The 13,394-nt window shown below is 55.8% G+C and carries 13 protein-coding genes; 3 read left to right on the top strand and 10 right to left on the bottom strand.

The features are described from left to right. Positions 1–20: 20 nt before the first annotated feature. The 10 genes from atpA to mnmG form a co-directional block, all read right to left on the bottom strand. Positions 21–1,565 carry a F0F1 ATP synthase subunit alpha gene (gene atpA, locus AC3ZVB_RS18035; protein WP_008155713.1) on the bottom strand — a complete coding sequence of 515 codons (1,545 nt, stop codon included), beginning with the start codon at positions 1,563–1,565 and terminating at the stop codon, positions 21–23. Between the two features lie 21 nt (positions 1,566–1,586). Next, positions 1,587–2,123, bottom strand: a complete 537-nt coding sequence (locus tag AC3ZVB_RS18030) for a F0F1 ATP synthase subunit delta (protein ID WP_490147306.1) — start codon at positions 2,121–2,123, stop codon at positions 1,587–1,589. 12 nt (positions 2,124–2,135) lie between these two features. Next, entirely contained in the window at positions 2,136–2,606 is a 471-nt protein-coding gene (locus AC3ZVB_RS18025; RefSeq protein WP_008027535.1) for a F0F1 ATP synthase subunit B, read from the bottom strand. Positions 2,607–2,662: 56 nt separating this feature from the next. After that, positions 2,663–2,920 (bottom strand): F0F1 ATP synthase subunit C, encoded by a 258-nt coding sequence (gene atpE / locus AC3ZVB_RS18020; protein ID WP_002555987.1) that lies wholly within the window; start codon positions 2,918–2,920, stop codon positions 2,663–2,665. 133 nt (positions 2,921–3,053) lie between these two features. Then, a complete protein-coding gene (gene atpB, locus AC3ZVB_RS18015) occupies positions 3,054–3,923 on the bottom strand; it encodes a F0F1 ATP synthase subunit A (RefSeq protein WP_162437614.1) in 870 nt (289 codons plus the stop codon). Positions 3,924–3,939: 16 nt separating this feature from the next. Beyond that, positions 3,940–4,347: a F0F1 ATP synthase subunit I gene (locus tag AC3ZVB_RS18010; protein WP_162437613.1), complete on the bottom strand. Its 408-nt coding sequence runs from the start codon at positions 4,345–4,347 to the stop codon at positions 3,940–3,942. A gap of 148 nt (positions 4,348–4,495) precedes the next feature. Then, positions 4,496–5,368, bottom strand: a complete 873-nt coding sequence (locus tag AC3ZVB_RS18005) for a ParB/RepB/Spo0J family partition protein (RefSeq protein WP_007948093.1) — start codon at positions 5,366–5,368, stop codon at positions 4,496–4,498. A 9-nt stretch (positions 5,369–5,377) separates the two neighbouring features. Continuing rightward, positions 5,378–6,175 carry a ParA family protein gene (locus tag AC3ZVB_RS18000; RefSeq protein ID WP_007934331.1) on the bottom strand — a complete coding sequence of 266 codons (798 nt, stop codon included), beginning with the start codon at positions 6,173–6,175 and terminating at the stop codon, positions 5,378–5,380. 18 nt (positions 6,176–6,193) lie between these two features. Next, complete coding sequence (rsmG, locus tag AC3ZVB_RS17995; RefSeq protein WP_162437612.1) at positions 6,194–6,838, bottom strand: 16S rRNA (guanine(527)-N(7))-methyltransferase RsmG; 645 nt, start codon at positions 6,836–6,838, stop codon at positions 6,194–6,196. Beyond that, positions 6,835–8,733, bottom strand: coding sequence for a tRNA uridine-5-carboxymethylaminomethyl(34) synthesis enzyme MnmG (mnmG, locus tag AC3ZVB_RS17990; protein WP_490147305.1), 1,899 nt, complete (start codon positions 8,731–8,733; stop codon positions 6,835–6,837). Before mnmG ends, rsmG begins: the two co-directional genes overlap by 4 nt. A 591-nt stretch (positions 8,734–9,324) precedes the next feature. On the opposite strand from mnmG, the gene AC3ZVB_RS17985 reads away from it, so the two are divergent. The 3 genes from AC3ZVB_RS17985 to AC3ZVB_RS17975 all read left to right on the top strand — a co-directional run bounded on the left by AC3ZVB_RS17985 (position 9,325) and on the right by AC3ZVB_RS17975 (position 13,333). Continuing rightward, positions 9,325–9,831, top strand: a complete 507-nt coding sequence (locus AC3ZVB_RS17985) for a sigma-70 family RNA polymerase sigma factor (RefSeq protein WP_490147304.1) — start codon at positions 9,325–9,327, stop codon at positions 9,829–9,831. Continuing rightward, positions 9,831–10,778: a FecR domain-containing protein gene (locus tag AC3ZVB_RS17980; protein ID WP_490147332.1), complete on the top strand. Its 948-nt coding sequence runs from the start codon at positions 9,831–9,833 to the stop codon at positions 10,776–10,778. The genes AC3ZVB_RS17985 and AC3ZVB_RS17980 overlap by 1 nt, the downstream gene beginning before the upstream one ends. Positions 10,779–10,897: 119 nt before the next feature. After that, entirely contained in the window at positions 10,898–13,333 is a 2,436-nt protein-coding gene (locus AC3ZVB_RS17975) for a TonB-dependent siderophore receptor (RefSeq protein WP_490147303.1), read from the top strand. Positions 13,334–13,394: the final 61 nt, after the last annotated feature.

Below are 13,394 nucleotides of genomic sequence, written 5' to 3'. Positions count from 1 at the left end.
CTCGCGGCTCCCGCTGCGGCTTACCAGGTTTGGGTGGCCTTGAACTTCTCGATACCGGCTTTCATGCCAGCGTCGATTTCGTCATTGAAGTCACCCTTCACGTTGATCTTCGCCATCAAATCGGCGTGATCGCGGTTGAAGAAAGCAATCAGCGCTTGTTCGAAGCTGCCGATCTTGGCGATTTCAACGTCAGTCAGGAACCCACGCTCAGCGGCATACAGCGACAGCGCCATGTCAGCGATCGACATTGGTGCGTATTGCTTCTGCTTCATCAGCTCGGTAACGCGCTGACCATGCTCAAGTTGCTTACGGGTCGCTTCGTCCAGGTCAGAAGCGAACTGGGCGAATGCCGCCAGTTCACGGTACTGAGCCAGAGCGGTACGGATACCACCGGAGAGCTTCTTGATGATCTTGGTCTGAGCGGCACCACCCACACGGGATACCGAAACACCGGCGTTCACTGCAGGACGGATCCCGGAGTTGAACATGGCCGATTCCAGGAAGATCTGACCGTCGGTGATGGAAATCACGTTGGTCGGAACGAACGCGGAAACGTCGCCAGCCTGGGTTTCAATGATCGGCAGTGCGGTCAGGGAACCGGTTTTGCCGGTCACTGCGCCGTTGGTGAACTTCTCTACGTACTCTTCCGAAACGCGGGATGCGCGCTCCAGCAGACGGGAGTGGAGATAGAACACGTCGCCTGGGTAAGCTTCACGGCCTGGTGGACGGCGCAGCAGCAGGGAAATCTGGCGATAAGCCACTGCTTGCTTGGACAGATCGTCATAAACGATCAGCGCGTCTTCACCGCGGTCGCGGAAGAATTCACCCATGGTGCAACCGGAGTACGGAGCCAGGAACTGCAGTGCTGCAGATTCCGAAGCGCTCGCGGCAACGACGATGGTGTTAGCCAGTGCGCCGTTTTCTTCCAGCTTGCGAACCACGTTAGCGATGGTCGATTGTTTCTGACCGATGGCTACGTAGACGCAGAAAATACCGCTGTTTTTCTGGTTGATGATCGCGTCGATCGCCAGAGCGGTTTTACCGATCTGACGGTCACCGATGATCAGCTCACGCTGGCCACGGCCGACAGGAATCATGGCATCGACAGCCTTGTAGCCAGTCTGTACAGGCTGGTCTACCGACTTACGCCAGATCACGCCTGGAGCAACTTTCTCGACCGCGTCGGTCTCGGTGTTGTTCAGCGGACCTTTGCCGTCAACTGGGTTACCCAGTGCGTCGACTACGCGACCCAGCAGTTCCTTACCAACCGGAACTTCGAGGATGCGGCCGGTGCACTTGGCGCTCATGCCTTCAGCCAGAGACTGGTAGGAGCCCAAAACTACGGCACCTACGGAGTCTTGCTCCAGGTTGAGAGCCATACCGAAGACGCCGCCCGGAAACTCGATCATCTCGCCGTACATAACGTCGGCCAGACCGTGAATCCGCACGATACCGTCAGATACGCTGACGACAGTGCCTTCGTTACGGGCTTGGGAGGTCACATCGAGCTTGTCGATGCGGCCCTTGATAATTTCACTTATTTCGGAAGGATTGAGTTGCTGCATTGCTCTGCTGCCCCTTCAAACTCAAGATTTCAATGCTTCGGCAAGGCTCGCGAGTTTGCCGCGAACCGAGCCATCGATAACCAGGTCGCCGGCGCGGATGACAATGCCCCCAATAAGGGATTTGTCTTCCTCGACTTGCAGGCGCACTTCCCGGTTGAGTCGTGCACTGAGAACCTTGGCGAGTTTGTCTTGCTGTTCTTGGTTCAATGCAAAAGCACTGGTCACTTCAACGTCTACCGATTTCTCTTGTTCGGCCTTGTACAGGTCGAACAGAGCGGATATCTCCGGCAAAAGCGGGAGACGGTCGTTTTCGGCAACGACGTGAATGAAGTTCTGTGCCTTGGCATCAAACTTGTCGCCGCACACGTCAATAAACGTGGCGGCCTTGTCTGCGCTCGTCAGTCGCGGGGCCTTGAGCACGCGCTGCATGGTGCCGTCTTGCGACACTGCTGCAGCCAGGCCGAGCATGGCTGACCAAGAGGCCAGTTGCTGGTGGGCCTGGGCGTGCTCGAAGGCTGCCTTAGCGTAAGGTCGGGCCAACGTGGTCAATTCTGCCATGATCGCCCTCGCTTAAATTTCAGCAGCCAGTTTGTTTACCAGCTCCGCGTGCGCGTTTTGATCGATTGTGGCACCCAGGATCTTCTCGGCGCCGCCAACGGCCAGTGCACCCAATTGGGCACGCAGCGCGTCTTTGACACTGTTCAGTTCCTGCTCGATCTCGGCCTGAGCCTGAACCTTCACACGGTCAGCGTCGATACGGGCTTTTTCAACAGCCTCTTCAACAATCTGGTTACCGCGTTTCTTGGCTTGCTCAATGATTTCGGCTGCCTGAGCTTTTGCTTCGCGCAGTTGCTGACCCGCTTTATCTTGGGCCAGCTCCAGGTCGCGAGCTGCTCGGGCGGCAGCGTCCAGTCCATCCGCGATCTTCTTCTGACGTTCGTGCAAAGCCGCGATGACCGGAGGCCACACGAACTTCATGCAAAACAGTACAAAAATGAAGAACGCAACGGACTGGCCAATCAGGGTTGCATTAATGTTCACGCCAACACCTCGCTCGTTCGTTGCACATCACACCAATTACTCGAAGGTTCGAGTAATTAGCCAGCGAGTTGACCAACGAATGGGTTCGCGAAAGTGAAGAACAGAGCGATACCAACACCGATCATGGTCACGGCGTCGAGCAGACCGGCGACGATGAACATTTTAACTTGCAGCATTGGAACCATTTCTGGTTGACGCGCTGCGCCTTCCAGGAACTTGCCGCCCAACAGGCCGAAACCAATTGCGGTACCCAGTGCGCCCAGGCCGATCAACAGTGCAACAGCGATAGCGGTTAGACCAACTACAGTTTCCATCTTTCCTCCCGACTTTTACGTCGTATGGTTTAGGTTTTTTAGATTTTAAAGCGGTAAAACAAATCGTTTCATAGCCCTGTTCGGGCACCCACCCGTTTGACCGGGTGGGACATCAGACTAGTCGAGACTGGTCTTAATGGTTCTCTTCGTGCGCCATCGACAGGTAGACGATGGTCAACATCATGAAGATAAACGCCTGCAGGGTGATGATCAGGATGTGGAACACAGCCCACGCCCACTGCAGTACTACGCCCAGGCCGCTAAGCCAGAGCAGACCGCTGCCGAACATCACAGCAATCAGAATGAAGACCAGCTCGCCGGCGTACATGTTGCCGAACAGACGCAGTGCCAGGGAGATAGGCTTGGCGATCAGCGTCACGAACTCCAGCAGGAAGTTCACCGGGATCAGCAGGGCTTGAAGGAAAATATTCTTGCTGCCGAACGGGTGCAGGGTCAGTTCGCCGATGAAGCCGCCGATGCCCTTGACCTTGATGCTGTAGAAAATGATCAACGCGAACACCGACAGGGCCATGCCCAGGGTAGCGTTCGGGTCAGTGGTCGATACGGCACGGAACGGAATGTGCGCATCACCAGTGATGAGGATGGCCAGCTGAGGAATCCAGTCAACCGGGATCAGGTCGACGGCGTTCATCAGGAAGACCCAGACGAAGATGGTCAGTGCCAGCGGTGCAATCACCGGGCTACGGCCATGGAAGCTGTCTTTCACGCTGCCATCGACGAATTCGACCAATACTTCAACGAAGTTTTGCAAAGCACCAGGCTGACCCGATGTCGCTTTCTTTGCCGCCATGCGGAAAAGAAGAACGAAAATCAGACCCAACGCGACCGACCAGCCGAGTGTATCGACGTGGAAAGCCCAGAAGCCCATTTCTTTGGCTTCTGCTGCGGTGTGGGCAAAACCCCACCCGCCTGTTGGGTGCTGACCGAAGGTCAGGTTCTGCAAGTGGTGCTGGATATAGCCCGAAGCGGTTGTCTCTGCCATGGTTGCCTCAAACGCCCTAAGGTCTCGAAAGTCTTGTTCTCATCAGCAGGGGCGCGAACCAGCTGACCAGTTGGGTCAACACGAAGACGCCGAATACAGCTAGCGGCGCCAATGGCTTCACACCTGCGAACGTCAATGCAAAGAGCACTGCCGTCAAAATCAGTTTGCCCGCCTCACCGGCATAAAAAGACCGGACGATGGCTTGGGCTGCTCGGGCGCCGGAAAACCGAAATGCCCTGTGAGCGAAATAAACATTGGGCAGCAAGGCTATCAGGCCTCCGCAAAGTCCCGAGTACCCGGCTACGACTCCATGCCAGTACCAAAGCGCCAAAGCGGCCAGTACCAAAACGACAAATTGAGCGAGTAAGACCGGAAAAACTGCCAGGCGATGGAACGGCAAGCGGTTTGGCGTGCGTCTTTCCATCACTATTGCTCTCCAATGGTCGGCTGCCAGAATTCAATAACTTGGCATAATTTGTGCCGACAAAATGCGCGCAGAGTATAGGGGCGGTTCTGCCCCTATTCAACTGTCAGGTAGTGATTTCCGACTGCACGCTACATGAGGAAATGTTTCAGCGAATGTGTGCGAGCACACCCTGAAGCTCATCGAGGGAGTTGTAACCAATCACCAACTGCCCCTTCCCCTTCTTTCCGTGTCGAATCTGCACCGCAGAGCCTAGGCGCTCGGCCAGGCGCTGCTCGAGTCGGGCGATATCCGGGTCCGGTTTAACCGGTTCGGCAGGCTCTTGTTTGCCACTCAACCACTGGCGAACCAGTGCCTCAGTCTGGCGCACAGTCAGCCCCCGTGCGACAACATGTCGCGCCCCTTCAACCTGTTGATTTTCAGGCAAACCGAGCAAAGCACGTGCGTGACCCATTTCCAGGTCACCGTGCGACAGCATGGTTTTTATAACTTCAGGCAACGCGATCAAGCGTAGCAGGTTGGCCACGGTTACGCGGGACTTGCCTACCGCTTCCGCGACCTGTTGCTGTGTCAGCTGGAATTCGTGCTGCAATCGCTGCAGGGCGACCGCCTCCTCGATCGGATTGAGGTCCTCACGCTGGATGTTCTCGATCAGCGCCATCGCGATCGCGGTTTCATCCGGTACATCGCGGACCATGGCCGGAATGGTTTCCTGGCCAGCCTGCTGGCTTGCGCGCCAACGGCGTTCACCGGCAATAATTTCGAAGCGCCCACTGCCGATGGGGCGAACCACGATCGGCTGCATGACGCCTTGGGCCTTGATCGACTGCGCCAGTTCTTCCAGCGCTTGAGGATCCATGTCTCGACGCGGCTGGTACTTCCCGCGCTGGATCAGGTCCAGCGGCAGGTGCTGCAGCTCACGTTGGTCTGCTTGCACCGCCTGCTCTTCCAGCGAACTGACAGTAGGACCACTCAGCAGTGCATCCAGTCCACGTCCGAGACCTCGTTTCTTGACGGCCATGGGGATTCCTTAAGTTGCCTGAGCGGCGGCGGTGCGTGAGTTTTTGCGTTGGCGGCGAACCATCTCGCCCGCCAATGCAAGATAGGCAATGGCGCCTCGCGAAGACTTGTCGTAAGCCAGCGCAGGCATGCCGTAGCTTGGCGCTTCGGCCAGGCGGATGTTGCGCGGAATCACGGTGTCGTAAAGCTGATCGCCGAAGTGTTCCTTGAGCTGCGCAGAAACATCGTTCATCAGGCTCAGTCGCGGATCATACATAGTCCGCAAGAGGCCTTCGACTTTCAGATTCGGGTTCAGCAGCTCAGCAATACGCTTGATGTTATCCACAAGGTCGCTCAAGCCTTCGAGTGCAAAGTACTCGCACTGCATGGGGATAATTACCCCGTCAGCAGCCACAAGAGCGTTGAGTGTCAGCATCGAAAGCGACGGTGGGCAATCGATCAGAATGTAATCGTAGTTTTCACGGATCGGCGCCAGCGCACTGCGCAGACGGCTTTCCTTCATCTGCATTTCCAGCAGAACCACTTCTGCCGCGGTCAGGTCGCGGTTGGCCGGCAACAGCTGGTAACCACCGTGCTCGGAGTAATGCATGGCCTGAGCCAGATCGCATTCACCGATCAACAGGTCGTAGACCGAGTTTTCCAGGCCGTGTTTATCCACACCGCTACCCATGGTGGCGTTGCCCTGTGGATCGAGATCGATCAACAGCACCCGGCGCTTGGTTGCAACCAGGGATGCTGCGAGGTTGATGCAGGTGGTGGTTTTACCCACACCACCCTTTTGGTTCGCAATCGCGAATACCTTAGCCATTCTTGCTTTTGTTCCCAATCATGCCGTGCGGCGCAGTATCAGCAGATGACGTTGGCCTTGGCAACCAGGTACGGCCAGGGCGTGTTCGCTATCGAGGTGGAAGTCTGCCGGCAATGCTACCAGCTCATCGGCTGGATGAACGCCCTTCATTGCCAGCCAACGCGTATCGGTATCGCCGAGGTGGCGAGTCCAGTTGGTGAAATTCTCCATGCTGCTGAATGCCCGGGAGATGATCCCGTTGAAGGGCTGTGCAGGCTGGAAAGCTTCCACGCGACTGTGGATAACTTGCAAATTATCCAGTTTGAGTTCGAGTTTTACCTGGGTGAGGAACCGGGTTTTCTTGCCATTGCTGTCCAGACAGGTCACCTGCGACTCCGGAAACAGGATGGCCAACGGAATACCCGGCATGCCGCCGCCGCTACCCACGTCCAGCCATCGACCGTTTTCGACAAACGACATCACGCTGAGACTATCGAGCAAGTGACGGGAAACCATTTCGTCCGGATCCCGGACTGCGGTCAGGTTGTATGCCTTGTTCCATTTAATCAACAGGGCCAGATAGCCCAACAACTGGGCGTGCTGGGCCTCTGTCAGGGTGACACCGAGCTGGCGAGCACCTGTGGATAACTCTTCGGCGTGTTGCGAGGTGACCAACGAACTCAAGCGCTTTGCTCCAACTGACGGCCCGCGCCGCGTTTTTTCAAATGAATCATCAACAGCGAAATGGCTGCTGGAGTAACACCCGGAATTCGCGAAGCCTGGCCGAGAGTCTCCGGACGCGTAGCGCCGAGCTTGCTCTGGATCTCTTTCGAGAGGCCGGAAATGTTCGTGTAATCGATATCCACAGGCAATTTCGTGTCTTCACTGGCACGCAGGCGAGCGATTTCATCCTGTTGACGATCGATGTAGCCGGCGTACTTGGTCTTGATTTCGACCTGTTCTGCGACTTGTGGATCTTCCGCACCGCCACCTGTCACTGCGATCAGACCAGCGTAGTCAATTTCCGGACGACTCAGCAGATTGAGCAGATTGTATTCGTGGGTCAGCGGCGTTCCGAACTTCTCGGAAATCGCATCGCCCTGCTCGGTGCCTGGACGAACCCAGGTACTTTTCAGACGCTGTTCTTCCAGCGTGATGCTTTCACGTTTGGTGCAGAAAGCAGCCCAACGCGCGTCATCGACCAGACCCAGCTCGCGACCTTTTTCGGTCAACCGCAGGTCCGCATTGTCTTCACGCAGGATCAGGCGGTACTCGGCACGGGAAGTGAACATCCGGTACGGCTCTTGAGTGCCGAGGGTAATCAGGTCGTCAACCAACACGCCGATGTACGCCTCGTCGCGACGCGGACACCAGGCGTCTTTGCCCTGCGCACGCAGCGCGGCATTAGCCCCGGCCAGTAATCCCTGGGCACCGGCTTCTTCGTAACCGGTCGTCCCGTTGATTTGGCCAGCGAAGAACAAACCGCCAATCACCTTGGTTTCCAGGCTGTATTTCAGGTCACGCGGATCGAAATAGTCGTATTCGATGGCATAGCCCGGCCGCACGATGTGCGCGTTTTCCATACCGCGGATCGACTGCACGATCTGCAATTGCACGTCGAACGGCAAGGAGGTGGAGATCCCGTTCGGGTACAGCTCGTTGGTGGTAAGTCCTTCCGGCTCGATGAAGACCTGGTGGCTTTCCTTGTCGGCAAAGCGATGAATCTTGTCTTCGATCGACGGGCAGTACCGAGGGCCAATGCCTTCGATCAGCCCTGCATCGGAATACATCGGCGAACGGTCGAGGTTGGCGGCGATGATCTCGTGTGTACGGGCGTTGGTGTGGGTAATCCAGCAGCTCACCTGTTTGGGGTGTTGCTCTTTGGAGCCCATGAACGACATCACCGGGATTGGCGTATCGCCCGCTTGCTCGGTCATCACCGAGAAATCCACGGAACGACCGTCGATACGCGGTGGTGTGCCGGTTTTCAAACGACCGACGCGCAACGGCAATTCACGCAAACGGTGCGCCAGAGCGATTGAGGGCGGATCACCGGCACGGCCGCCGGAAAAATTCTGCATCCCTATGTGGATAAGTCCACCGAGGAACGTGCCGGTGGTCAATACCACTGAATCGGCGAAGAAACGAAGACCCATTTGGGTCACTACGCCGCGCACTTGTTCCTGCTCAACGATCAGGTCGTCGGCAGCTTGCTGAAATATCCACAGGTTGGGCTGGTTTTCCAGTGCTTCGCGAACTGCTGCCTTGTAGAGAACCCGATCTGCCTGAGCGCGAGTGGCTCGTACGGCTGGGCCTTTACGGCTGTTCAAAACGCGAAACTGGATGCCGCCTTTATCGGTAGCCATGGCCATCGCGCCGCCCAGGGCATCGATTTCCTTGACCAGATGGCTTTTGCCAATCCCACCGATAGCGGGGTTGCAACTCATGGCGCCGAGGGTTTCCACGTTATGCGTCAGCAACAGGGTTTTTGCCCCCATACGTGCTGAGGCCAGTGCTGCCTCGGTACCGGCATGACCGCCGCCGATGACGATCACTTCAAAACGGGAAGGGAAATCCACCACGCACCTCGTGCCTGCTTCAGTTAGGTAATCAGGAATAGTTTGAGCTCAGGTTTTTGGACCTGGTCGACAAGTATAGGGACTTCGCCCTTCCTAAAGAACCCTTTGCACAAAATTTAACCAGCTGTGGAGAAGTCGGGATAATAGAAATTAAAAAGAGAGAAATTTATTAAATCTTTGTTTTTATGTTTATTTCTACTGAGGCTAGTTTCTGTGGATAGATCTCTACAGGCCTTTATTATCAATGTGTACAGAGATTCAAAACCCTGTGTTCATGTGCCAATGAGCGCGTTGGATAACCGGTTTAAGCCTGTGGATTAAAGAGGTGGTTATCCACAGGGGTGGTTATATCCAGTTTTCAGGCCCTGTTATCAACTGCCCTTAGTGATGGTTATTCACAGGGCTTAATCCACAGAAATCGTCCATTTGGCCGAACCTCGGGCACGAAAAATTCGCCCGACGGTGTCATGGCAGTGCAAAAGAGGGGAAAAAGTAGCCGCCGAGCAGTCGATGCCTGGTAGCGGAACGCTATTGTGAGAAGGCGAAACAAAAGCTAATAATAGCCATTATCATTAACTCACCTATTCCACTATGCCCTTACCCTCAGATACGGCGGCAGTTCAGCAGATCTACGAGCAGCACCATTCCTGGTTGTACGGTTGGCTCAAGGGAAAGTTGCACGACGCTTGCGATGCTGCAGATGTTGCGCACGACACCTTCGTGCGCATCCTGGGAGCCAGAAATGCCGCACAGATTCGCGAGCCGAGAGACTATTTGGCGACAGTGGCGCGTGGGCTGGTGATCGACCGTTACCGCCGGCGAGCCATCGAAGTGGCGTATCTGGAGTCAGTGGCTTCCCGCCCCGATGCCACCACGATCAGTGAAGAGGATAAAGTCCTTATCATCGAAACCCTGATAGCTGTGGATAAAGCCCTGACAGGCTTAGGTGCAAGAGCGAAACGTATCTTCATGCTTTCACAGATCGATGGCCTGACTTATCAACAGATCGCTCTGGAGTTGCAGGTGTCGCTGACGACGGTAAAGAAACACATGATTCGCGCACTCACGGAATGTTCTCTGATTTTGGCGAGCGCATGATGCCAGTCGTCCCCGATCGAAAAATCTTTGAAGCCGCGGCCAGTTGGTACGTGCAGTTTCAAATAGAACCGCCTTCGCAGGCCCAACAGCAGGCTTGGCAGCATTGGGTCGAGAGCAATCCGGCGCACTTGGCGGCCTGGAACCAGATGGAGCAAATGCAACGACATCTGGGCGCCTTGCCTAAAGACCTTACCCGGCGCGCGCTTTCCTCTACCCATCATCGCCGCCAGGTGCTCAAGCTGTTACTTCTACTCGCCGGTACCGGATACGTTGGCTGGAACGTCCAGCAATACACCTCGCTGGGAAATGTATGGGCCGACTACGCCACTAAAGTCGGTCAACGAAAAAAGATAGAGCTCGCCGACGGGACCAGTCTGTACCTCAACACCCATACGGCAGTGGATGTCCTGTTCGATGGCCAGCAACGACTGATCCGATTGCGCGCGGGAGAGATTCTCGTACGCACGGGAAAATACGGAGATGCTCGCCCGTTTTTCGTCGAAACCCAGGACGGCCGCATACAGGCACTGGGAACGCAGTTTTCGGTTCATCAATTGTCGGGATCGACACGTGTCGGTGTACTGGAGGACCGCGTCAGCATTCAACCAGGCGATCAAATCGCGAGTCCACGCATCCTGCGAGCTGGTGAAGGGGTCGATTTCGACACCGCCAGTATCGGCGTGACTCGCCCTTATCGCTTATCGGAAGCGGCCTGGATCAATGGTCAACTGATTGTCCTGGATGCTTTTTTGGGCGACGTCATTCGAGAGTTGGGACGCTATCGCCCCGGGATCCTGCAATGTGATCAGCGCTCCTCGAGCTTACGTGTCTCCGGTACTTTTCGACTGGATTCCACGGACGCAGTGTTGACGAACCTACAGGCCTCACTCCCTATCAGCGTGCGTTATTTCACTCGCTATTGGGTCTCGATCAGCCATGCCGTTTGATGTGCTTGAAGCCTCAAGAAAATAAATGCATGCCGGGGTTATCTTTTTTTAACCTGACACGGCCCTACAGGTAATCGCGATCAACGCGGCTCTTTGCCACCTTCAGGGCTTGATTTCCCATGCGACTTCCTACCTTTCGAAAGCGCTTTTCCCACCACTGCATTGCCTACAGCTTGTTGATGACCAGCGCGGCGAGTTGCGTGCTGACTACCACCAGTGCAGTTGCAGCCAGTGCCACTCAGCGCTACGCGATCGCCGCCGGTCCACTGGACAACGCATTGAGCCAGTTTGCCTCGGCAGCCAATGTGATCCTGTCGTTCTCGCCGCAACAAACAGCTCAATTGCGTACGCAAGGGCTGGCGGGAAGCTATTCCATTGAACAGGGTTTCTCGATTCTGCTGCAGGGCTCCGGGTTACAGGCAGATCCCCAAGCTGTGGGCAGTTACATTTTGCAGCCGGTTCCCGACGCTGATTCGCTGGTACTCGGCGCCACAAACATCAATGCCACGCAACCAAATGAGATGAACCTGGATTACGCGGCGGATGTTGGTTACAACGCTAAGAACAGCCGAGTTGGCACCAAAACCAGCACCCCTTTGTCTGAAACTCCGCGTTCTGTCTCGGTCGTAACAAGCCAACGCATCAAGGATCAAAAATCCCAGACACTCACGGATGTACTCGGGTACGTACCGGGGATCTTTGCGCCACCGTTTGCTGCTGGCGATAGCCTTGCCGGAGACCTATTCTTCATCCGCGGCTTTAATGCGACCGACTATGGCTATGGCCTGTTGCGCGATGGTTTGCGGGTGCAGGGCAACCGGTATGACACCAGTACAGAGCCTTATGGACTGGAACGGGTCGAGATATTTCGCGGCCCCTCCTCTTTGCTGTATGGCGAAAACGCGCCTGGCGGACTGGTCAATCTCGTGAGCAAACGCCCGACTGCGACCCCTCAGGGCGAAGTGCAGCTCAGTTACGGCTCGAATAACCGCCGTCAATTAGGCGTCGATGTCTCCGGACCATTGAACGACAGTGGAAACATCCTCGGGCGAGTCGTAATGCTGGGACGCAACGCCGATACGCAAACCGATCACGTACCGGATGATCGGATGTATATCGCTCCTTCGCTGACACTCAACTTCGGCGACTTCAATACGCTGACCCTGCTGGCCAATTACCAGAAGGATCACACTAATATGGAGCTTGGCCTGCCAGCGGCCGGGACGTTGCTTACCAACCCGAACGGCAGGTTATCCAAGGACACCATGCTCGGTGACCCGGACTGGAACACGTTCGAGCGGGAAACCTGGAGCACCGGATATGAATTTACCCATAGCTTCAACGACGATTGGCAGTTCCGGCAGAACTCGCGCTATATGCAGTCACGAATCACCCGCCACGAAACCTGGCCGGGTAACCTGAACAACGCAGGATTTGGCACGCGACTGAACGTGACGGCCTATGACCGTTTCAACAAGTCGATGGTGTACTCGCTGGATAACCAGTTGGAAGGGAAATTCCAGGTGGGTGAGGTGGAAAATACGGTGTTGTTCGGAGGCAGCTTTGATCGTACTTCCTTCAATCAGGACTGGAACGCCGGTTTCGTGGGTCCTGTTGATATCTACAATCCCGTTTACCTGCGCGACCCGCTGACGCCGATCGCGGTGCAAAACACGTTGCTGGAACAGCAGATGAAAGGGGTTTACGCACAGATCCAGAGTAAGTACGACCATTGGCTGTTCCTCCTGGGCGGTCGCCAGGATTGGGTCGACAGTGATTTTCGCGACAAAGTCGCCTCGGCCAGCAACATCAGCTCTGAAGACAAGAAGTTCACCTATCAGGGCGGTGTGATGTACCAGTTCGACAATGGCATGACGCCCTATGTGAGCTATTCAACGGCGTTCGTACCGGTGCAGCAAATTTCCAACTCGGGAGCGCCGCTGGACCCGATCACCAGCAGCCAATATGAAGTAGGCCTGAAGTACGAACCTATCGGTTGGGATACCGCCATCACTGCTTCGGTGTATGACCTGCGTAAAAGGGACGACACCTACTTCGATGCCACTACCTCGACTTATCGCCAAGTGGGCGAGAGCCGTTCCAAAGGTGTGGAACTGGAGCTCAACAGCAATTTGACTCCCAACCTGAACGTAACGGCGGCTTATACCTATACCGATGCGCGAATCACTAAGGACGCGGCCACTTCATTGGTCAAAGATCATCAGATGACAGGTGTACCGCGTAACCAGGCTTCTGTCTGGGCGAAGTACCGCTTCCTCGAAAGCCGCCTCAAAGGGCTCTACGTCGGAGGGGGTGTGCGGTATTTCGACAGTGCGTTCGCGTACACCTCGCCCTCACTCTACGGAAAGCTTGATGCGGGTGACGTGACGTTGGTAGATGCTGCGATCGGCTATCAGATCGATCGCAGCTGGACGGTCGACGTGAATGCGAAAAACCTGTTCGACAAAGAGTACGTTTCCGGCTGTAACGATGCAGGCCGTTGCTACTGGGGTGAAAGCCGGACGCTATTGGGCTCAGTGTCCTATAACTGGTAACGAACCGAGGGCTGTGGATAAGTTACCAACAGTACCTCCGGGATCTGCCAGCGAAGCGCAT

It is taken from the genome of Pseudomonas sp. MDV22-iso1 (genome assembly GCF_058145095.1).
The sequence above is the reverse complement of the archived record's forward strand: the minus strand, read 5'-3'. Positions and strand labels throughout refer to the sequence as shown.